Source organism: Guptibacillus hwajinpoensis, assembly GCF_005144865.1.
Classification (GTDB): domain Bacteria; phylum Bacillota; class Bacilli; order Bacillales; family Guptibacillaceae; genus Guptibacillus; species Guptibacillus hwajinpoensis_A.
Window position 1 is genome coordinate 654,479 of record NZ_SWFM01000002.1, and the last position, 21,672, is coordinate 676,150.

19 protein-coding genes are annotated in these 21,672 nt (G+C 39.7%); 17 read left to right on the forward strand and 2 right to left on the reverse strand.

Annotated elements, in window-relative coordinates; genetic code table 11:
• The first annotated feature begins 103 nt into the window (after positions 1-103).
• Entirely contained in the window at positions 104-1,255 is a 1,152-nt protein-coding gene (locus tag FBF83_RS10290) for a sensor histidine kinase (RefSeq protein WP_136947058.1), read from the forward strand.
• A 3-nt stretch (positions 1,256-1,258) separates the two neighbouring features.
• Positions 1,259-1,963, forward strand: a complete 705-nt coding sequence (locus FBF83_RS10295; protein ID WP_136947059.1) for a response regulator — start codon at positions 1,259-1,261, stop codon at positions 1,961-1,963.
• 790 nt (positions 1,964-2,753) lie between these two features.
• On the opposite strand, the gene FBF83_RS10300 is transcribed toward FBF83_RS10295, so the two are convergent.
• The gene (locus FBF83_RS10300) at positions 2,754-3,680 is read right to left on the reverse strand and encodes a peptidoglycan-binding protein (RefSeq protein WP_136947060.1); all 927 of its coding nucleotides are present in this window, start codon (positions 3,678-3,680) and stop codon (positions 2,754-2,756) included.
• Between the two features lie 307 nt (positions 3,681-3,987).
• Here FBF83_RS10300 and FBF83_RS10305 point away from each other — a divergent pair, with 307 nt between their 5' ends.
• The 15 genes from FBF83_RS10305 (at position 3,988) to FBF83_RS10375 (ending at position 20,710) form a co-directional block, all read left to right on the forward strand.
• Complete coding sequence (locus tag FBF83_RS10305; RefSeq protein ID WP_136947061.1) at positions 3,988-4,836, forward strand: DegV family protein; 849 nt, start codon at positions 3,988-3,990, stop codon at positions 4,834-4,836.
• Between the two features lie 28 nt (positions 4,837-4,864).
• Complete coding sequence (locus FBF83_RS10310; protein ID WP_136947062.1) at positions 4,865-6,349, forward strand: DEAD/DEAH box helicase; 1,485 nt, start codon at positions 4,865-4,867, stop codon at positions 6,347-6,349.
• Positions 6,337-7,059 (forward strand): ComF family protein, encoded by a 723-nt coding sequence (locus tag FBF83_RS10315; protein ID WP_136947063.1) that lies wholly within the window; start codon positions 6,337-6,339, stop codon positions 7,057-7,059. The genes FBF83_RS10310 and FBF83_RS10315 overlap by 13 nt, the downstream gene beginning before the upstream one ends.
• A 141-nt stretch (positions 7,060-7,200) precedes the next feature.
• Positions 7,201-7,401: a cold-shock protein CspD gene (cspD, locus tag FBF83_RS10320; protein WP_136947176.1), complete on the forward strand. Its 201-nt coding sequence runs from the start codon at positions 7,201-7,203 to the stop codon at positions 7,399-7,401.
• 219 nt (positions 7,402-7,620) lie between these two features.
• The gene (hpf, locus tag FBF83_RS10325; protein ID WP_136947177.1) at positions 7,621-8,181 is read left to right on the forward strand and encodes a ribosome hibernation-promoting factor, HPF/YfiA family; all 561 of its coding nucleotides are present in this window, start codon (positions 7,621-7,623) and stop codon (positions 8,179-8,181) included.
• 219 nt (positions 8,182-8,400) lie between these two features.
• Positions 8,401-10,914 carry a preprotein translocase subunit SecA gene (gene secA / locus FBF83_RS10330; RefSeq protein WP_136947064.1) on the forward strand — a complete coding sequence of 838 codons (2,514 nt, stop codon included), beginning with the start codon at positions 8,401-8,403 and terminating at the stop codon, positions 10,912-10,914.
• Positions 10,915-11,107: 193 nt separating this feature from the next.
• Positions 11,108-12,218, forward strand: a protein-coding gene (gene prfB, locus FBF83_RS10335) for a peptide chain release factor 2 (RefSeq protein ID WP_136947065.1) whose coding sequence is annotated in 2 segments (ribosomal slippage) — positions 11,108-11,179 and positions 11,181-12,218 — 1,110 coding nt in all. Because the reading frame shifts where the segments join, the coding sequence is not laid out codon by codon here.
• A 264-nt stretch (positions 12,219-12,482) separates the two neighbouring features.
• Entirely contained in the window at positions 12,483-13,355 is an 873-nt protein-coding gene (locus tag FBF83_RS10340; protein ID WP_136947066.1) for a YitT family protein, read from the forward strand.
• Positions 13,356-13,389: 34 nt separating this feature from the next.
• Positions 13,390-13,779 (forward strand): c-type cytochrome, encoded by a 390-nt coding sequence (locus FBF83_RS10345; protein WP_240688055.1) that lies wholly within the window; start codon positions 13,390-13,392, stop codon positions 13,777-13,779.
• 490 nt (positions 13,780-14,269) lie between these two features.
• Positions 14,270-14,956, forward strand: a complete 687-nt coding sequence (gene ftsE, locus FBF83_RS10350; protein ID WP_136947067.1) for a cell division ATP-binding protein FtsE — start codon at positions 14,270-14,272, stop codon at positions 14,954-14,956.
• Positions 14,946-15,839 (forward strand): permease-like cell division protein FtsX, encoded by an 894-nt coding sequence (ftsX, locus tag FBF83_RS10355; protein ID WP_136947068.1) that lies wholly within the window; start codon positions 14,946-14,948, stop codon positions 15,837-15,839. Before ftsE ends, ftsX begins: the two co-directional genes overlap by 11 nt.
• Before the next feature lie 52 nt (positions 15,840-15,891).
• A complete protein-coding gene (locus FBF83_RS10360) occupies positions 15,892-17,235 on the forward strand; it encodes a murein hydrolase activator EnvC family protein (protein ID WP_136947069.1) in 1,344 nt (447 codons plus the stop codon).
• 157 nt (positions 17,236-17,392) lie between these two features.
• Positions 17,393-18,832 (forward strand): S41 family peptidase, encoded by a 1,440-nt coding sequence (locus tag FBF83_RS10365; RefSeq protein ID WP_136947179.1) that lies wholly within the window; start codon positions 17,393-17,395, stop codon positions 18,830-18,832.
• Between the two features lie 82 nt (positions 18,833-18,914).
• Positions 18,915-20,120, forward strand: a complete 1,206-nt coding sequence (locus FBF83_RS10370) for a PDZ domain-containing protein (RefSeq protein WP_136947070.1) — start codon at positions 18,915-18,917, stop codon at positions 20,118-20,120.
• A gap of 335 nt (positions 20,121-20,455) precedes the next feature.
• Positions 20,456-20,710, forward strand: coding sequence for a DUF2198 family protein (locus tag FBF83_RS10375; protein ID WP_136947071.1), 255 nt, complete (start codon positions 20,456-20,458; stop codon positions 20,708-20,710).
• A 9-nt stretch (positions 20,711-20,719) separates the two neighbouring features.
• Here FBF83_RS10375 and FBF83_RS10380 read toward each other — a convergent pair whose 3' ends face one another.
• Complete coding sequence (locus FBF83_RS10380) at positions 20,720-21,580, reverse strand: sulfite exporter TauE/SafE family protein (protein WP_169525352.1); 861 nt, start codon at positions 21,578-21,580, stop codon at positions 20,720-20,722.
• Positions 21,581-21,672 lie beyond the last annotated feature (92 nt).

The following is a 21,672-nucleotide window of genomic DNA, read 5'->3' on the forward strand; positions in this document are numbered from 1 at the left end:
AAGTCATAAACAGACGGTCACATACGAATTTTGTAAAAGAAGTACTTTTGGACTATCTTTTCTTTTCCCGATGGCCGTCCCTTGAAGGAATGGAGGAGTTAGCTTGGATATTCAAAAGCTGGATCCAAATGAATTAGATGTCATTCTAGACAGGACAATGGAGAGTATTAACACCAGTAAGTCGAAATTGTTCGAAATTGGAGAGCATTCACATGATGAACGCCAAGAGATTAATAAGCAGCTTCAATTATTGAGAGAAGAGCTGGAAACCGTTAAGAGCCAAAGGCACGAACGTATTAAAAAGGATCAAATCGCTCGTGCAGAGCTTGTGAAGATCAGTAAGAACTTTCATGACTATGGGGAACCAGTTATCAGAAAAGCTTATGAGGAGGCTTCTAGCGCCCAAATACAGCTATCGATAAGTAGTGAGAAGGAATTTAGGTTGAAAGATCAAATTTCTGACCTCGAAAATCGTATAAGTTCTCTCCAAAACACTTCAGAAAAAGCAGAGTCGTTTATGAGTCAAATCTCGACCGTTCTTAGTTACTTGGGAGGGGAGCTCAGACTTTATGGAGAAGTGATTGAAGATGCGCGAAGAAAGCAGGAGTATGGCCTTCGAATTATTGAGGCTCAAGAAGAAGAAAGAAAGCGACTATCGCGAGAAATCCATGATGGACCAGCTCAAGTATTAGCAAATGTTCTATTGCGTTCACAGTTAATTGAACGAATTTACGAGAAAAAGGGTAAAGATGAGGCCTTTAAGGAAATTAAGGATATGCGATCTTTAATTGAAGATGCACTGAAGGAAGTAAGGAGGCTCATTTATGATCTCCGTCCGATGGCATTGGATGATCTGGGATTAATCCCCACTCTGTTAAAATATTTAAACAAAGTAGATGACCGTTCCGATGCAACGATTTTCTTTGATTATAATGAACGCATTCAAAGACTTCATGTTCGATTAGAAGCGGCAATATTCCGTCTTGTTCAAGAAGCGGTTCAAAATGCTTTGAAGCATGCTGAAGCAAGTGAAATAAATGTTGACCTGAGTCTTGATGGTGATAAGATTGTGGTAGCCATTGAAGATAATGGAATTGGATTTGATGTAAACGAACGGAAAGATCAATCATTTGGGTTAATCGGGATGAAAGAACGAGTAGGATTATTAAATGGTACGATTCAGGTTCATTCAACGCCGAAAAAGGGTACATATATACTAATCAGAATCCCGATACATGAACAGGAGGGCGTGTAAACGATGTATGCAGCAAAAACCAAAACAAAAATTGTTATAATAGATGACCATCGCTTGTTTCGCGAGGGAGTCAAACGTATTTTAGATATGGAAGATGATTTTGAAGTAATCGCTGAAGGTGATGATGGCGGAGACGCTCTTCGTCTTGTCGAAGATTTCAAACCTGATGTCGTTTTAATGGATATTAATATGCCGCACGTCAATGGAGTTGAAGCAACTAGACAGCTCATTGAACAGGTTCCAGCAACAAAGGTAATTATTTTATCTATTCATGATGATGAAACGTATGTGACGCATGCTGTTAAAACTGGAGCAGCAGGTTATCTCCTTAAAGAAATGGATGCGAACTCTCTTGTTGAAGCTGTGAAAGTTGTAGCTTCTGGTGGAGCTTACATTCATCCTAAAGTTACGCATAACCTTGTGAATGAGTATAGACGTCTTGCAACAGAAGGTAAAAGACCTTCTACGCAAATTGGTTACAAAGAAGTAGAATATCGTAAACCTCTTCATATTCTAACGCGAAGAGAATGTGAAGTACTTCAGCTACTAACAGATGGAAAGAGCAACCGATCAATCGGTGAAGATCTGTTTATTAGTGAGAAGACAGTTAAAAACCATGTGTCTAATATTCTTCAAAAGATGAATGTTAACGACCGTACACAAGCTGTAGTTGAAGCAATTAAAAAAGGTTGGGTAAAGGTGCGCTGAGGCGCATCTTTTTTATTGGCTTTTTCTTAAAGATTGTTGCTATAAGAGTGGGGGAATTTCCGCTCCAGGATGCTCGCTTTCCGCGGGGCGGGCGCTGAGCCTCCTCGGCACTAACGCTCCTGTGGGGTCTCATCTGTCCCGCTAGTCCCGCAGGAGTCGAGTATCCTTCCGCTACAATTAGCGAAGTTTGATTGTTAATACAAAAATTCTTTCAAAAACAACAATCTTTGAGAACGGCTTTTTTCGTAAAGATTGTTGCTATAAGAGTGGGGGAATTTCCGCTCCAGGATGCTCGCTTTCCGCGGGGCGGGCGGTGAGCATCCTCGGCGCACAAAAACATTGTGCCTGTGGGGTCTCACCTGTCCCGCTAGTCCCGCAGGAGTCGAGCATCCTTCCGCTCCAATTAGCGAAGTTTGATTGTTAATACAAAAATTCTTTCAAAAACAACAATCTTTGAGAACGGCTGTTTTCGTAAAGATTGTTGCTATAAGAGTGGGGGATTTCCGCTCCAGGTGCTCGCTTTCTGCGGGGCGGGCGGTGAGCCTCCTCGTCGCTAACGCTCCTGTGGGGTCTCACCTGTCCCGCTCATCCCGCAGGAGTCGAGCACCTTCCGCTTCAATTAGCGAAGTGTGGTTCTTTATACATAACTCTTTCAAAAGCAACAATCTTTTAGAAAAGAGCTTTTTTTATTTGGAGTATAGTTCAGTATAAGGAATGCTCTTTTTGATTTTGTTAGCAGAAAAGACCACAAAAAAAGAACCTCCGCTTTGGAGGTTCTTTTGAATATTACTTAAGGACGCTTTGCACCAAGGTAACGTGGAGCCCAGTAAGGGTTGTCCATGTCACTGATTGTCACTCCGTAAGAAGAAGAAGAGTGAATAAATTGACCGTTTCCAAGATAAATCCCTGCGTGTGAAGGACCTGACTTGTAAGTTTCAAAGAATACTAGATCTCCTGCAGAAGGTGAAGATACGCTATCTGATGCATTCCAGATGCTTGCTACAGTACGTGGAATAGAAATTCCTGCTTTGTTGTATGCATACTGAAGGAATCCACTGCAGTCAAACCCAGATGGAGTAGTACCAGCCCACACGTATGGTACGCCAATATATTGTTTTGCAATAGAGATAACAGAAGAGTTAGAAGTTGATGCACTCTTCACTGATGAAGATGGCTTGCTTGCAGGTGCAGCACCAGAAAGTGCTCCAAATGTGTTTGGTCCAGCTACTCCATCAACACTTAAACCATTTGCACTTTGGAAGTTACGAACAGCTTGTTGAGTGATTGACCCGAAAACTCCATCAACTGAATAGTTGTAATATCCTTTTGATTTAAGTTGGCTTTGAAGGTTTGTAACTGTTTGTCCGCGATCGCCGTAGCGAACTGTTGAACTGTTTGTAGATGTATAGCTGCTAGATTTAGAAGAAGTTGATCCTGTAAGTGCGCTAACTGTTTGTGGACCTACAACACCATCTACAGAAATTCCAGCATTACGTTGGAAATCACGTACTCCGTCTTCTGTAATTGTTCCAAAATATCCTGTTGCTTTATGGTAGTCAAAATAACCTTTATCGTCTAATACATTTTGAAGTTCAGTTACGTCAGAGTTGCTCATGCCATTGTATAGGGTACGGTCGCCTAAAGCTGCTTCACTTACGTTTGGTGCTAATAAAAGAGTACCTGCGAGTGTAGTAGTGATCACGACTTTCTTAAACATTATGTAATTCCCCCTGATTTATAAGTTTAAACATTAAATTTTCTCTATCAACAATTGCTAGTCTACATGATTGAGATAACAAAACGATGAATAGAACATTACAATCACGTAACAAAATAACTGCCTAATTTACTAATTGCATCATTTTACGACATTTACATTAAAAAATGTGGGGGATAATGGTTGACAAATATTATCAGAAATATTAATAGCTCCTGTTGGCACATTTACGAAAATACTCTATCATTAACTTGACTGAGTTTAGAATTAACATAAGCACTTAATAGATTGAAGAGAGGCGTTTTTTATGAAAACAGTAGCGATCGTTACGGATAGTACCGCTTATTTATCTGACGACATGCTTTCTGAATATGACATTAGCATGATTCCACTTAATGTAGTTTTTGGAAATGAATCATTTTTAGAAGAGAAAGAAATTGGTGTGGACGATTTTTTCGAGAAAATTAGGCGTGAAAATGAGCTCCCGAAAACTTCACAACCGTCTATAGGGAGTTTCATAGAAACATACGAGAAATTAGCTAAAACACATGAAGAGATTATAACGATCACTCTTTCAAGTGGAATTAGTGGTACTTTCCAGTCGGCTTATTCTGCAGGTGGAATGGTCGAAGGTGTGGATGTTCATGTGTTTGATTCTGAGATTAGTTGTATGGTGCAGGGGTTCTATGTACTTGAAGCTGCTCGGATGGCGCAGGAGGGTTACTCAAGTGATCGTATACTAGAGCGACTTAATGAAATGAAAAACCAGGGAATGCATGCGTATTTCCTAGTACATGATTTAAGTAACCTCCATAGAGGTGGAAGATTAAATGCAGCACAGCTTGTTGTTGGGAACCTCCTACAGATTAAACCTGTTCTTACATTTGAAGATAAACAAATTGTTCCCTATGAAAAAATTAGAACGAGAAAGAAAGCCTTAAACAAAATTCTTTCGTTGTTTGATGAATCAGCAAAGGATGGCGCACCTATTAAAGCGACTGTCATTTATGCAAATAACAAAGAAGAAGCAGTACAACTGAAATCTGAATTAGAAGCAAAGTACTCGAACGTAGAAATCATCCTAAGCTATTTTGGGCCTGTTATTGCAACACATCTTGGTGAAGGTTCGCTCGGGCTTGGATGGTATCGCACATGATTGCTAAATTCAGAAGGGGAGCACGCTGATGAGGTTTGCTTCCCTTCAACTTAACAAACAAACCGTCCTCATACCTGAGCAACTCTCCCCATTACAAGATCCTTTATTATTTCATCCCATAAGTCACTACAAGTCGTTCCCTCTTCAACCAATAAACAAATCCTTCAAGACTGACCTTCAACTTCTCCAGGTTCTACAAGGGAAGCATCTATTAATAGATGAAATCCCTTTTCCTCTATGTGATATACATGCTCATTATCTCAACGGATTTATTCATATAGAAGCGGGCCTTCAACTTAAAGAAGGTAACCTCACGTGCATGAGATGTGGGAGCAAGCAGGCATTTTCCCACTTTTCTTGTGCACGATGCGGGGAAAAGGATTGTCGATATTGTAGAAATTGTATAGTGATGGGGAAAGTTAGTTCTTGTTCACCGCTTTATTCTGCCTCTGTTCCTTTCCAATCAAAACAACCTCCTTTCTTATTACAATGGAAGGGAATGTTATCAAGTGGCCAACAAGAAGCTTCTCGTGCTGTGACTCATGCAATTAAAAAAAATGAGGAGCTACTAGTATGGGCAGTATGCGGAAGTGGAAAAACGGAAGTGTTGTTTCACGGATTAGAAGAAGCTCTTTCTCAAAATAAAACCATCTGTATTGCGACGCCAAGAACAGATGTTGTTCTTGAGTTGTTTCCACGCTTGAAAAAAGCATTTCCTTCTATTAATCTATCAGCTCTTTACGGTGGAAGTTCAAAAGACACTACACAATTTGTCATTTCTACAACACATCAGCTAATCCGATATAAGAATTTTTTTGATGTCATGATTATTGATGAAGTAGATGCCTTTCCCTATAACGTTGATTCTTCTCTTCAGTATGCAGTTGAAAAATCACGAAAAAAGGAAAGTTCCCTCATCTATTTAACGGCTACTCCCTCGAAGACAATGATCCGCAATTTTCATCCCATAGTGCGTATTCCAGCAAGGTTTCACGGTTTCCCACTTCCGATTCCATCCTTAACATGGGTAGGGAATTGGAGGAAGGAAATAAAGAAAGAGCGATTACCACCTATTTTAATAAAATGGATTACACAACAAGTGGGGGATGGAAAGCCAGTATTGCTTTTTCTTCCTTCTATTAGCTTAATTGAAAAAGTAACGCCTCTCATGAACAAATACGTTCAGTGCGAGAGTGTTCATTCTGAGGATGAAGATCGTGTAAATAAAGTGATTCGGTTTCGCAACAATCAACTACCAGTCCTTCTTTCATCAACCATATTAGAACGCGGGATAACGATTCCAAATGTCTCTGTTGCTGTAATTGGTGCTGAGGATGATGTGTTTACAGAAAGTGCGCTCGTTCAAATTGCTGGAAGGGCCGGAAGAAGCAAGGATTTTCCTGATGGTTCTGTAAGATTCTTTCATTATGGAAAGACAAATGAAATGGTGTCAGCTGTACGACTTATTAAAGGAATGAATCGTGAAGCGGAGGAACGAGGATGGCTCAATTAGAGAGATGTGTCTGGTGTAAAAAAGATTTGAGCAGACAGCTTTCATGGCGAATCATCTTGGGATTAGCAGCACAACGAGTCATTTGTGAAACCTGTCAGGCAAAGCTTGTTCCGATCACAGGGGAACTTTGTTTAAAATGCGGTCGTCCACTCTCCAAGTTAAAACCCGATTATATCCAAGATCATTATTGCTCAGATTGCATCAAGTGGCGTAATAGTGAATTTGGAAATGTGCTAGAGTCTAATAAGTCGTTTTATGAATACAATGATTTTCTAAAGGACATTCTTTCTCTGTATAAATTTCGTGGCGATGTTGAAGCGGGAAGAGTATTCTCTGCTATTTTTAAGAAAGAAATATTGAAATCCTTTGGGGACGTTGATGGGGTGATTCCAATCCCCTCTAGTGAAGAAAGGCTTTATGATAGGGGATTTAATCAATGTGAAGTATGGATAGAAGGAACTGAGTTTCATGAAGGTCAAATTTTGTACCGAATCAATCATGAAGAAAAACAAAGTAAGAAATCAAGAGAGAAACGGATTAATCGAAAAAAGGATATGTTTCAGCTACATCCAAAAGTAACCATTGAAGGCAAGACATTTTTACTTATTGATGATTTATATACGACCGGAACAACACTTCATTATGCCGCAAAAACGCTTAAAAATGCAGGGGCATCCCACGTAAGTTCATTAACACTCTGCCGTAGTTAATCCCTTTGTCGAAACTTTTATAAGAAAACGCCTTCATTCGAGTTAAATCAACAAAAACACCCCTTTGACAGTACTTTGGGCTGGGCGTATAGTGGAAGTATGGCAATGCCATGAAGATTTCTGAAGGGAATGTTGAACAAGATGCAGGGAAAAGTAAAATGGTTTAACAATGAAAAAGGTTTCGGATTTATTGAGAGAGAAGACGGTGACGATGTATTTGTTCACTTTTCTGCGATCAGTGGCGAAGGATTCAAATCATTAGAAGAAGGTCAAACAGTTGAATTCGAAATCGTTGAAGGCGCTCGTGGTCCACAAGCTGCTAACGTTGAAAAAGTATCTTAAATAAAAAATCCAATCAATGAAGCTTCTATCACTTGTGATAGAAGCTTTTTATATGCCCAAAAAAGGTAATAAAAAGTACCTATGTAAAAATTTGTCGAAAAAAAGAGTGTTTTGTGAAAAAAACGTAAAAATAATTGTTATTTTTTAAAGTTTATAAAGGGTAACGGAATGGGTATATCGAATAATATAGTTATAGCATGGAAGGAGGAGTGCCACATGATGAATTTTAACATCCGTGGTGAAAACATTAAGGTTACACCTGCAATGAGAGAATATACTGAGAAGAAGGTAAGTAAACTTGAAAGGTATTTCGATACTCCACCTAACTCTGATGTTCATGTCAATATGAAGGTTTACAACGATCAGCAAATGATTGAAGTAACAATTCCAATGCCTAACCTTCTACTTCGAGCTGAAGAAGAGCATCAAGATATGTATGCAGCAATTGATTTGGTTGTAGAAAAGCTAGAGCGTCAAATTCGCAAGCATAAAACAAAAGTTAACCGCAAATTCCGTCAGGAAGGCAGCGTTAAATATATGTTCCGCGATGAACTCAACCCTACAACAACAAGCGTTGCTGAAGCTGACCTAGATGAAGACGAATTACAGGTAGTGAAAACAAAGCGCTTTACATTCAAGCCAATGGACGTAGAGGAAGCAATTCTTCAAATGGACATGCTTGGTCATAGCTTTTTCGTTTTCTCTAACGCCGTTTCTGGAAGCACAGGCGTTGTCTACCGTCGTAAAGATGGAAAATACGGATTAATTGAGCAAGACTAAATAATAAATAAACTTGGGCAGGGGCTTTCCCCCTGCCCTTTAAATATGCAAGTAGCAGTCTTTCTTTTCTTTCATTAATATACTTAATAAGATGGCAGCGTTTTTTACTTTCTTGTACCTCTAGCAACTAATTGTTAAAATAACTACATAGTATAAAAAATTCTAAGTTTAGTTAGATACATGATAGCACTCTACTGACAACAAAAGAGGAGCGTTTCTATGAAAGGTTTATTACGTAAAATTATACCGAATGGCAACGAGCGTCAGATAAGCCGCTTGCAAAAGATTGCAGATCAAGTGGAGACTTTTTCAGATGAAATGAAAAAGTTATCAGATGATGAACTACGCAATAAAACGAGAGAGTATCAAGAACGAATTGGAAAAGGTGAAAAGCTAGATAAAATGTTACCAGAAGTGTATGCCACCGTTCGCGAAGCATCTGAGCGTGTTCTTGGTATGCGTCCGTTCCCTGTGCAAATCATGGGTGCAGCTGCTCTACATGAAGGTAATATCGCAGAAATGAAAACCGGTGAAGGTAAAACGCTTAGTGCGACAATGCCTGTATACCTCAATGCGTTGACAGGAAAAGGCGTTCACGTTATTACAGTAAACGAATACCTTGCTAAGCGTGACGCAGAAGAAATGGGTGAACTTTACCACTTTCTTGGTTTAACTGTTGGGTTAAATATTAGTGGCCTATCAAAAGAAGAGAAAGCTGAAGCATATGCTGCTGATATTACTTACGGAACAAACAACGAATTTGGTTTCGACTATCTTCGTGACAATATGGTTCTATATAAAGAAGAAATGGTACAGCGCCCACTTCATTATGCCATCATTGATGAAGTAGACTCCGTCTTAATTGATGAAGCGAGAACCCCGCTTATTATTTCTGGAAGTGCTGAAAAATCAACGACGCTTTATATTCAAGCGAATCAATTTGTCAGGACACTAAAAGAGGAAGACGACTACAATGTTGATATCAAAACGAAGAACGTTCAGTTAACGGAAGATGGAATTACGAAAGCAGAAAAATTCTTCGCCATCGAGAACTTATACGATTACAAAAATGTGCAGTTAAATCACCATATTAACCAGGCGATGAAAGCGAATTTCATCATGCAGCTGGATATGGATTACGTTGTGCAGGAAGATGAAGTTGTCATCGTTGACTCCTTCACAGGTCGTTTAATGGCAGGACGCCGTTACAGTGACGGACTTCACCAGGCCATTGAAGCAAAAGAAGGTCTTGTGATCCAAAGAGAAAGCATGACGCTTGCTACAATTACGTTCCAGAACTATTTTAGAATGTATGACAAACTTTCTGGAATGACAGGTACAGCTAAAACGGAAGAAGAAGAGTTCCGTAACATTTATAATATGAATGTTATCGCGATTCCTACGAATAAACCAATTGCTCGTATGGACTATCCTGATCTTGTTTACAAATCGACGAACGGTAAGTTCCAGGCTCTTTCAAGAGAAATTGAAGAGCGTCATCGCAATGGACAGCCTATTCTAGTCGGAACGGTTGCCGTAGAAACGTCAGAATTGATCTCACAATTCTTGAAAAAACGCGGTGTTCCACATAATATCTTAAATGCGAAAAACCATGCTCGAGAAGCAGAAATTATTGAATCAGCGGGTCAAAAAGGTGCTGTTACGATCGCAACAAACATGGCCGGTCGTGGTACAGATATTAAACTTGGTGCTGGTGTACTTGATCTTGGTGGACTGTTTATTCTGGGAACAGAGCGTCATGAAAGTAGACGTATTGATAACCAGCTTCGAGGACGTTCGGGTCGTCAAGGAGATCCAGGTGAATCAAGGTTCTATATTTCAATGGAAGATGAACTGATGCGTCGATTCGGTTCGGATAATATGATGAATATGATGAACCGACTTGGTATGGAAGAAGATCAACCGATCGAATCAAAGCTTGTCTCAAGGGCAGTTGAATCGGCACAGAAACGAGTAGAAGGTAACAACTACGATGCTCGTAAACAACTTCTTCAATATGATGACGTTATGAGACAACAGCGTGAAATCATCTATGCACAACGTGCAGAAGTGCTTGAGTCTGACAATTTACGTGAAATTGTTGAAACCATGCTAACTTCTGTTATTACACGCATTGTTGATGCACATACAGGTGATGAAGATATTCAAGAAGAATGGGACCATCAAGCAATACTTGACCATGCGAAAGGAATCTTCCTACAAGAAGGTCAGGTTACTTTAAAAGATATTAAAGGTCTTGATAAAGAGGAAATCGTTGAGCTACTTGTCGAGAAAATGAAGATTAATTACGATGAGAAGGAAGAAGCTTTTGAGCCAGAGCGCATGCGCGAGTTCGAGAAAGTTATTCTTCTTCGCAGTGTTGATCGTAAGTGGATGGATCATATTGATGCCATGGATCAGCTTCGTCAAGGAATTCATCTAAGAGCTTATGGTCAAAATGATCCACTTCGAGAGTATCAATTCGAGGGATATGAAATGTTTGAAGATATGGTTACAGAGATCGAAGAAGAAGTGGCTACTTATATTATGAAAGCACAGGTTGAAAGCAATCTTAAGCGTGAAAAAGTAGCTGAAGGAAAAGCTGTTAATCCAAAAGAAGAAGGAAGCGCTAAACCAAAGCCTGTTAAAAAGAAGCAGGATATTGGACGTAATGATCCTTGTCCTTGCGGAAGCGGTAAGAAATATAAGAACTGTCACGGCAAAGCAGAATAAGTTAGAGTAGGTGTAGTAGAGCACCTGCTTATATCAACCGTAAGGGGAAGTAACCCCCCACCTTAGAACGTTAACCAAAGCGTTTAGGTGGGGGTCTACTTTGTCCCTAAACGAATCCATATTGAGATTTGCGGAATGAGCCTTTGTAGGTTCATTCAATTCTATTGAAAATAACGAAGCTGAGGTGTACGCAATGGAAATGCATGAAATTCGTAGCGAACTTAACACAATAGAAACACGATTAAATGATTTTAGGGGGTCTCTTTGACCTCGAAAATAAGAGAGCTCGCATTGATGAATTAGACATACAAATGACAGATCCTGATTTCTGGAATGACCAGAATGCTGCTCAGAAAGTCATTAATGAATCAAATAGCTTGAAAGAAATTGTTAATGAATTTGACTCACTTCAAGAAGGCTATGAAAACCTTGAAGTTTCATATGAACTAGTCAAAGAAGAAAACGATCAGGAACTGTTCGAGGAGCTGGAAGTAGAAATTAAAGATCTGAAGAAAACAGTTAACCAATTCGAATTAACACTCCTTTTAAGTGAAGAGCACGATAAGAATAATGCGATTCTTGAGCTTCATCCTGGTGCAGGTGGAACTGAGTCTCAAGACTGGGCTTCTATGCTTCTACGTATGTACACTCGCTATGGAGAGAAAAAAGGATTTAAAGTAGAAACGCTTGATTATCTTCCTGGTGATGAAGCAGGAGTGAAGAGTGTAACGCTGAACTTTAAAGGACATAACGCTTACGGCTATTTAAAAGCTGAGAAAGGCGTTCATCGCCTTGTCCGTATTTCTCCGTTCGATTCAAGTGGTAGACGACATACTTCGTTTGTTTCCTGTGAGGTTATGCCTGAATTTAACGACGAAATTGAAATTGATATTCGAACAGAAGATTTAAAAGTTGATACGTATCGTGCAAGTGGTGCTGGTGGACAGCATATTAACACAACTGATTCTGCTGTACGAATTACACACTTGCCTACTAATGTAGTGGTTAGTTGTCAGGGAGAGCGGTCTCAAATTAAAAACCGCGAACAAGCAATGAAAATGCTGAAAGCTAAACTGTATCAATTGAAAATTGAAGAACAGGAAGCAGAGCTTGATGAGATCCGAGGAGAACAAAAGGAAATCGGCTGGGGAAGCCAAATTCGTTCTTATGTGTTTCATCCTTACAGCATGGTGAAAGACCACCGAACAAATGTTGAGGTTGGTAATACACAGTCGGTAATGGATGGGGACCTTGATCCATTTATTGATGCTTACCTACGTTCACGTTTAAATGAGAATAATTAAAGACCTGAAAACCTCTGTTTTAAACAGAGGTTTTTTCAATTACCTAATTAAATCCACCTGAGATAGGGCAAAGTAAAAAAGAAATTGGTTATAAAATACTGATGTTAAAATGAAAAATTAAATGAGGGGAATTCAACACTTCAATCTGATAACGCGCTGCCACAATGCGGTTTACACCCTATAGGACCGGTGATATACTACTGAAGGATTTTGCTGAAAAATCGGCAGTGATGAAAAACATACAATAAGTGAGTGAATGCCTTTATGATTGCAACGTTAGCGAAGTTTACAGCCAAAAGAGTTTCATTATCACACAGAATTTTAGAGTACATAAGCGTTATTATTGGATCGGCTATTGTCGCCATTGCGTTTAATCTCTTTTTGCTACCAAATAGTATCGCATCAGGTGGAGTTAGCGGAATTAGTACCATTACAAAAGGTGTGTTTGATTGGAAACCCGCATATGTCCAGTGGGCTTTTAACATTCCTTTATTTATAAGTGGTCTGATCTTTCTTGGTAAGAAGTACGGCCCGAAAACCCTTGTTGGTACTCTTTTTCTTCCATTTGTCGTTAAATTGACTGAGAACGTTGAACCAGCTACAACAGATCCATTACTAGGGGCTTTATTTGGTGGTCTTGGCGTAGGACTTGGTCTCGGTATCGTTTTTAGAGGGAAAGCCTCAACTGGTGGAACAGATTTAGCTGCACAAATCGTAAACAAATATAGTGGTGTGTCGCTAGGAACATGCGTATTTATGATTGATGGTCTGATTGTCGTCGCATCAGCCTTTGTCTTCAGCCTTGAAGAAGCACTTTATGCGCTAATTGCGATGTATTTAACAGGAAAAACGATTGATGTTGTCCAGTTAGGTTTAGGCTATTCCAAGATGGCTCTTATTATTTCTGATAAAGAAGAAGAGCTTCGCGAAGGAATTATCACCGTTGTCGATCGTGGTGTTACTAGAATTTCTGGACAGGGTGGTTACACAAATGATAAGCGCCCTATCCTCATGGTCGTTGTCGCACAAAACGAAGTATCCAAATTGAAACAACTTGTTAAAGATGTTGACCCTTCGGCGTTTGTCATTGTGTCAAATGCAACTGAAGTGCTAGGAGAAGGTTTTAAAAGAGAGTAAGCAGGTAATAGTAACCAGAAAAGAGCCAAAGGGAGTGAAGTTATTGAAAAAGTGGATGAGTATGGTGCTTGGATTGGTTCTTATTTTAGGACTAGCTGCGTGTGGTGGCGGTAACAGCGGGAATGAAAGTTCAATGAATGATGGGTCCGCAAATGAGAATTCTTCAGATAAGACGAGTGAATCTTCTGGAGAATATGATGCTGAAGCAGCACAAGCTACGTACGAGGCGAATTGCTTAAGCTGTCATGGTGAAAATCTACAAGGTAAAGTTGGTCCAGGCTTAACAGCTGTCGGTTCAAGTTACTCGAAAGATGAAATCTTGAACATTATTCAAAACGGTAAAGGACAAATGCCTGGTAACATTCTTAGAGGCGATACGGAAAAAGAAGAAAACGTAGCAAAATGGCTAGCAGATATGAAATAACAAACAGGGGCACTCGCGTAGCGCGTGCTTTTTTTGTTGGGGTTGGTTCTCTAAAATAGTTGTTTTAGTAGACTTTTTGAACCACACTTAGCTAATTGGAGCGGAAGGGTGCTCAACTTCTACGGGACTAGCGAGACGAGACCCCACGGAAAGCGAGCATCCTGGAGCTGAAATACCCCTACGTTTATAGCAACAATGTCTACGAAAAGAACCTTAAATTAAGAATAGTAATGAAGTATAGTCCGAACAGAATGTATAAAGAAGGAGATTGTGTAAGTTTCTATGAAATATTAATACATCATTGCAGAAGATGTCATATAGCGACAACGCTGAAACAGAAATGTAATAAAAATTTGTCTTAAATTAGCGAATTTGTTTGTTATAATATCTACAGATGTAAAATATCCATCAGAAATTAACTAAGCTATTTTTAAAACCTAAATTCTAAGACTTTGCATCGAGAATTTAAGCAAGTAGGAAGTGGTACATTTTGATCGAAATGAAAGATATATGGAAAACATACAACAACGGGATTAAAGCTATTAACGGAATTGATATTAAGATTGATAAAGGCGAGTTTGTATACATAGTAGGACCAAGTGGGGCTGGTAAATCCACCTTTATGAGAATGATGTATCGTGAAGAAGTACCTACAAGTGGAACAATCATTATCAATGGAAAAGATGTTGGCAAAATGAAGAATAAGAACGTTCCTAAACTTCGTCGGGAAATCGGCGTTGTTTTTCAGGACTTTAAACTTCTTCCAAAGCTAACCGTGTATGAAAACGTCGCTTTTGCTCTTGAAGTCATCGAAGAAAGCAAAGCATCTACTCGCAAGCGAGTCATGGAAGTTCTAAGTCTCGTTAATTTGAAGAACAAAGCGAGATTCCTACCAGATGAACTATCTGGAGGGGAACAACAGAGGGTTTCAATAGCAAGAGCGATCGTGAATAATCCTAACATTCTGCTTACGGATGAACCAACGGGGAATCTGGATCCAGAAACTGCATGGGGGATTATGGATTTATTAGATCAAATTAACAATCGCGGTACAACTGTTATTATGGCAACTCATAATAAAGATATTGTGAATACATTTAGGAAACGTGTTATTGCAATTGATGGTGGTTTAGTAACCCGTGATGAAGCAAGAGGTGAATACGGGTATGAAAATTAAAACGTTTGGTCGTCATGGAAAAGAAGGGTTCAAGAATCTCGGTCGAAATGGCTGGATGACTTTTGCTTCCATTTCAGCTGTAACCGTGACACTACTTCTTGTAGGTGTTTGTCTCGCATTACTTCTTAACTTAAATGCTTTTGGGGATCAGCTTGAAAGTGATGTTGAAATTAGTGCATTTATTGACATCACAGCTAAACCAGAACAGCAGGATGAACTAAAAAGTAAAATTGAGAACATTTCAGAAGTTGAATCAGCCACTTACCAATCGAAAGAGGATGGGCTTGATCAATTGATTGATAATCTTGGGGATGAAGGTGAAGTATTCGAATCCTTAAGAGATGAAAATCCATTGAGCGATGCTTTTCTTGTGAAAACAAAGGATCCTCAAGACGTCAATAAGGTTGCTCAAGAGATTGAACAGTTAGAAAATGTACAGAACGTCGAGTTCGCAGAAGATACCGTTAATAAACTATTTAAAGTACTGGAAATCGCACGTAATGTTGGACTGGCACTAGTAATTGGATTACTATTTACAGCTATGTTCCTCATTTCGAACACTATTAAACTTACAATCGTTGCCAGAAGCCATGAAATTGAGATTATGAAATTAGTAGGTGCAACAAATTGGTTTATTCGCTGGCCTTTCTTAATAGAAGGTATTTTAATTGGGATTTTGGGCGCGCTCATTCCAATCGGCATTCTAATTTACGGTTACTATTATTTAATCGACTTAATTGCAAACCGTTTTCCAACATTTATTATCGACTTACTACCGGTAACGCCTTTCGTTTACCAGCTATCAGGACTTCTTGTTGTCCTGGGAGTTATTATTGGTACTTGGGGAAGTCTTACGTCAATGCGTAAGTTCTTGAAAGTTTAATTAAACAATTAAGAGATAAATAGATTCATCTATTTCGGGGGAGGAACAAAGATTGAAGCGTAAAATAATCGCAACTGCACTAACATTGACTCTAGGTTTGAGCGGACTATCAGCAGCAATTCCACAAACAACAATCGCAGCAAGTCTTGATGAGCAATTAAACGATGTAAAAAAGAAGCAATCGAAAAATGAACAGGAACTTAAGGAGAAAGAATCTGAGCTTGCTGATGTACATGCAGAACAGGAAGATGTGCATGCAGATATTGAACGTCTTGATAAAGAAGTAGCTGAAACGGACAACCAAATTTCAACAAAAGAAAATGAAATCAATAAGACAAATGAAGAAATTGATCAACTTAAAGAGGAAATAGCTGTTCTTGAAGATCGCATTGCTGAACGAGACAAGCTATTGAAGGATCGCGTTCGTTCGATGCAACAGAACGGTGGCGGTACTGTTGACTACATGGAAGTATTACTTGGATCAAAAGACTTTGGAGATTTAGTTGAACGTGTTCTAGCTCTTAATACAATTGCAGATCAAGATAAAAAGATTCTTGAAGAGCACAAAGCGGACAAGCTTTCTGTAGAAGAGAAGAAAGCGGAAGTCGAAGATAAGCTAGCTTCGCTACAAGATAAAAAGGCTGAGCTTGAGGCGCTTAAAAAAGAACTTGATGCTAAAAAGGCTGAAAAAGATAAACTTATGAAGGCCCTTGAAGAAGAAGAAGGCGAACTTCATAATCACATGATGGATTTAAATGAAAGTGCTGAGCTTTTAGAAGCGCAAGAGAAAGCTGTTCAGCAAGAGATTAAACGTGCTGAAGAAGCAGCTCGTAAAGCAGAAGCAGAACGTAAAGCAGCAGCTAAAGCTGCTAAAGAGAAGGCAGCAGCCGAAGCGGCAGCAGCTAAAAAAGCGAAGAATTCTTCTAGCTCGAACGAAAGCAGCTCAAAATCTTCACCAGCACCTGCGCCGGCACCAGCACCAGCTCCAGAACCATCTGGCAGTGCAATCTTCTCAAAACCATCAGCTGGTCCGATCACATCTGGATTTGGAAGCCGCTGGGGTAGCATGCACGAAGGAATTGACATTGCTCAAGGCGGAGAAGTTCCAATCAAAGCAGCAGCCGCAGGAACAGTACTTAAGTCTTACCACTCAAGTTCTTACGGAAACGTTGTTTTCATAACACACAGCATTAACGGTCAAATGTATACAACAGTTTATGCACACATGAAAAACCGCGCTGTATCTACTGGTCAATCGGTAAGCGCAGGTACTTACTTAGGCTCAATGGGTAATACCGGTCGTTCAACTGGTCAGCATTTGCATTTTGAAATCCATAAGGGTGGATGGAATGCAAGCAAGTCAAATGCCGTTAACCCAATGAACTACCTCCGTTAATTTCGAGAAGGTTAATGACTGTTCTGTCCCTGTCACAATCTGAGATGGAAACATAATGAAAACAACTGAATCATATAGTACAATAAGATGAAAAGGCATCGCATCGTTATGATGGGGTGCCTTTTCCTTCAAATCAGAAGAGGTGAGTACATTGAAGATACAGGGGAAAGTTGTCGCGTTACTCGTCGTGATTGCCTTACTCGTTGGTTCTGGTGGTACATATGCGGCTTTCGCACTCTTTCAGGACGAGTCTCAAGGCAGTGAACAGTCGATGACACTCGGCTCAGGAAATGACATAGAGTCCGAGGAACTTTCGAAAATAAATAAAACGTATGAGCTGATTACTGATCGCTATGTGAAAGATGTCGAGCAAAAAGATCTTCTAGATGGCGCAATCAAAGGAATGATTGAAACACTCGATGATCCTTACTCCGTTTATATGGATCCAAAGACTGCAGAACAGTTTAGTCAATCACTGGGTTCCTCGTTTGAAGGTATCGGTGCAGAGGTTAATATGGATGATGGTCGAGTAACGATCGTCTCACCTTATAAAGACTCTCCGGCTGAAAAGGCAGGTCTTCGTCCAAACGATAAAATTATGACCATTGACGGAGAAAGTACAGAGGGACTTGATCTGTATGATGCTGTCTTGAAAATTCGCGGTGAAAAAGGGACGGTTGTGAAGCTAGGTGTACAACGTCCAGGTGTTTCTGAAGTAATGGAAGTAAAAGTGACGAGAGATGAGATTCCAATTGAAACGGTTTATTCCGATACAGTTGAGAAAAATGGCAAGACAATTGGTGTTCTCCAGGTTACTTCTTTCTCAGAAAATACAGCGAAAAGCTTTTCTAAGGAGCTTAAAAAGCTTGAAAATGAAGGTATCGATGGGCTAGTTCTTGATGTTCGTAATAATCCCGGCGGACTCTTAAACGTTGTTTCTGATATGGCTGAAGAGATTATTCCAAGTGATAAACCATACGTTCAAATTGAAGATCGTCAAGGAGAGAAACAGCGCTCTGTCTCTTCATTAGAAGAGAAAAAAGATTATCCAATTGTTGGATTGATTGATCGTGGGAGTGCATCTGCAGCTGAAATTCTAGCAGGGGCTCTTAAAGAGGCTGGCGGATATGATCTTGTTGGAGAGAAATCCTTCGGTAAAGGAACAGTTCAAACGACTGTTGATCTAGGGGATGGAAGTAATATTAAACTCACCATGTTCAAATGGCTCACCCCAGATGGGAATTGGATTCATAAAGAAGGAATTGAACCGACAGTAGAAGCTGAACAGCCTGCTTACTTCTATGTGAATCCTTTGTCAGCAGAGAAAACACTCGAGTTTGACCAAAACAATAAACAGGTGGAATCAGCACAGGTGATGTTAAAAGGCCTTGGTTTTGAACCAGGCCGAACGGACGGATATTATAGTGACAAAACGGTTACTGCAGTAAAAGCATTCCAGCGCTCTAACAATATTAATGTATCTGGAAAAATTGATGAGAAGACTGCACAAAAACTTCAAGAAAATATCGTAGACTCGATTCGTAATCCTGATAACGATGTTCAACTTGAAACAGCTGTAGAACTTCTTGCTAAATAATTCCAAGAAGGAAACAAACTGTTGATGTCGAAGCTATTCCGCAGGAAATCCTGCGGAATTTTTTTCTGACAGGGGCAAAAGCATGGAGGAATATAAAATGGACATTATTGGTCTTTCTATACTTAAAGGGATAATCAGCTTTTTTTTACATCCTTTAACGTATATCACCCTTATTGGGGCATTCATTCTTGGGCTATCACGCGTGAAACGAGATCGGCGAGATTTTCATACGCGCGTTCACGATGCTCTTGATGATGTGGCGTTTGCCATTGTACCAGGAATAATTGCCGGCGCAGCATTTCTGGTAGTGAACGTGTTTCTAGGTATTACATTACCATTCAGTACCACAATAGCTTTAAGTATGGCTGCTTTCTTACTTCTTGTGACAAAACAAATTCGATTTCTGAGCCCAGCATTTACGTTTATATTGCCAGTAGTTGCTGCTTTATTTTATACACCGATCGATTTTGGAAGTGCACGAATAAATTCGTTTCAAGACGGTATAGGATCAGCTTCTATGATTGCTATTGTCCTGTTAGTTGGATTTCTTGTGATGATGGAAGGTTTGCTCATTTCTCGGAATGCAGTTAGTCAGACATCTCCAAGGTTGGTTGAAAGTAAACGCGGTAAGCTCGTAGGCGGACATGAGGTTCAAAGACTGTGGCTCATTCCACTCTTTCTTTTTCTTCCTGTCGGCAATGTCGAGGCTTTCTCATGGTGGCCACTTTTACATTTCGGGGATCAAGCCTATTCCTTTCTTTTGATGCCATTACCAATTGGTTTTCAAAAGCTCATTCACCATGCCCTTCCTGTTCCTGAACTTAAAAGAAATGGAAGGCAGGTACTACTTTTAGGAGTAAGTGCTGTGATTATCGGACTAGTAAGTTACTTTACGAACAATGAATGGCTTGCATTGATTATGTTAGGTATTGTTGTTGTTATGAGAGCAACGATTCTCCTTCTTCATCGTGGAAAGGATAAGGCAGCTTATTTTAACGAACGAAATGAAGGGCTTGTGATTCTCGGAATTCTACCTGAGTCTCCAGCAGACCATATGAATTTACAAGTTGGGGAAGTGATTTCTAAAGTGAACGGTATTCCAGTAGGAAAAGGAACGGACTTTTATACCGCACTTCAAAGAAATGCTGCATTTTGTAAATTAGAAGTGCTCGACTTTAATGGAGAAGTAAGGTTTGAACAAAAAGCGTTGTATTATAATGAACATCATGAACTAGGGTTGTTATTTGTAAAAGAACACCGCCTTCATGATATAGAAGAAGCTCAATAAACTATAAAAACAAAAAGAAGGCGATTTAATTGCCTTCTTTTTTATTGGCTCTATTCTAAAAGTCCTTTCTAACATTTCGTTGTTTTTGAAAGGTTTTTTTGAGAATTCCACACTTAGCAGATTGGAGCGGAAGGTGCTCGACTCCTGCGGGATGAGCGGGACAGGTGAGACCCCACAGGAGCGTTAGCGACGAGGAGGCTCACCGCCCGCCCCGCGGAAAGCGAGCACCTGGAGCGGAAATTAACCGCATAATCCTATGAAAACAATCTTTAATTTAATCTAGCTCATCATAGCATTCAATCCCTTATTTGTTGTAAGATGGGGGGAGACGCTTTATGTTGAGGGGTGAATTTACTTATATGCAAGGAATCTTAATTGCTTTACTCGTTCCAGCGATTATTACGGTCGTGTTTACACGCGTTACATATAATACATTTGTTAGCTTTGGGTTAACGCTTCTATTTATGTGGGCTGTGTTTGGTGGATTAGATCATCCGATTCATCTCATTCTGCTGACGATATTATCAGCAATCGTTGGTTTCTATCTTTCTAAGAAAACACAAAAACAAAACAAAAAAAAGATGAAATAGCGTCTATTCCTACTGGAATAGGCGCTTCTTTTTTGTTCTATACTGGTAAGTGAACAGAACCATTAAAGCTAGAACGTAAGCTCCGACAGTAAATAATCCCAAAAGAGGCTGATGTAGAAGTTTAAAGATGATACTAGTTAGCATAAAGAGATAGAGAGTACCTAGCAATTTCTTAATCGTACTCTCTGAAAATGCGTCTGTTAAATTGGCTCCAAAACGAGATCCAATAACTGCACCAATGACAAGAGTAAATGCAAGGAACCACGGAATCTCAACCTTTCCAATGTATGTAAGGAATCCTGTTGTAACAATTAAGAAAATCGTTGCGAGAGAAGTACCAATCGCTAGCCGAGGAGGCATGCGTAGAACGCGTATCAATAACGGAACCATAACAAATCCTCCTCCTACCCCAAGAACCGATGATATAAAGCCGCCGGCTAAACCGATTAAAACCGTAAGAACAGGGGAATAGGAAGAAGTGGTATTCATTTCTCCAACTGAAGTATCTTTAGAAAGCATAGAAAGTGAGAAATAGGAAAGTAAAATAACATAAAACAGTGGAATGATGGTGTTATCAATACCTGATCTTTCCATTGCAATGACAAGTGGTTGTGCAAGTTGAGTGCTGATCATACCGCTTATTGAAAGAATCAGTGTTTGTGTCCACAAAACACGTTTCTTCTTAATATAGGTTAATGCTCCAGAAATAGAGGTACTCATACTGTATAGTAAACTAATCGTAATCGCTGTTGCGGGTGAATACCCAAGCAATAGTAGGATTGGCGTAAGCAAAAAACCGCCTCCTACTCCAAAGAAACCGGATATCGCACCAATTGCGATGCCGAGTGGCAATGCCCATAGGACAAACAATGTCAAAACTCCTTTTGAGTAGATGTATAAACGTGAGAGGTTTTCAAGACTGCACTTTATAGCATACCTCAGTTTAATAAGAAGAGAAAGAA

Bases quoted from the DNA above. Each gene is read 5' to 3' on its own strand.
- hpf (WP_136947177.1), top strand. From the start codon at position 7,621: ATGAATTTTAACATCCGTGGTGAAAACATTAAGGTTACACCTGCAATG.
- FBF83_RS10375 (WP_136947071.1), top strand. From the start codon at position 20,456: ATGTTGAGGGGTGAATTTACTTATATGCAAGGAATCTTAATTGCTTTA.
- cspD (WP_136947176.1), top strand. From the start codon at position 7,201: ATGCAGGGAAAAGTAAAATGGTTTAACAATGAAAAAGGTTTCGGATTT.
- FBF83_RS10305 (WP_136947061.1), top strand. From the start codon at position 3,988: ATGAAAACAGTAGCGATCGTTACGGATAGTACCGCTTATTTATCTGAC.
- FBF83_RS10300 (WP_136947060.1), bottom strand. From the start codon at position 3,680: ATGTTTAAGAAAGTCGTGATCACTACTACACTCGCAGGTACTCTTTTA.
- ftsX (WP_136947068.1), top strand. From the start codon at position 14,946: ATGAAAATTAAAACGTTTGGTCGTCATGGAAAAGAAGGGTTCAAGAAT.
- FBF83_RS10370 (WP_136947070.1), top strand. From the start codon at position 18,915: ATGGAGGAATATAAAATGGACATTATTGGTCTTTCTATACTTAAAGGG.
- FBF83_RS10295 (WP_136947059.1), top strand. From the start codon at position 1,259: ATGTATGCAGCAAAAACCAAAACAAAAATTGTTATAATAGATGACCAT.
- FBF83_RS10315 (WP_136947063.1), top strand. From the start codon at position 6,337: ATGGCTCAATTAGAGAGATGTGTCTGGTGTAAAAAAGATTTGAGCAGA.
- FBF83_RS10340 (WP_136947066.1), top strand. From the start codon at position 12,483: ATGATTGCAACGTTAGCGAAGTTTACAGCCAAAAGAGTTTCATTATCA.
- secA (WP_136947064.1), top strand. From the start codon at position 8,401: ATGAAAGGTTTATTACGTAAAATTATACCGAATGGCAACGAGCGTCAG.
- FBF83_RS10310 (WP_136947062.1), top strand. From the start codon at position 4,865: ATGAGGTTTGCTTCCCTTCAACTTAACAAACAAACCGTCCTCATACCT.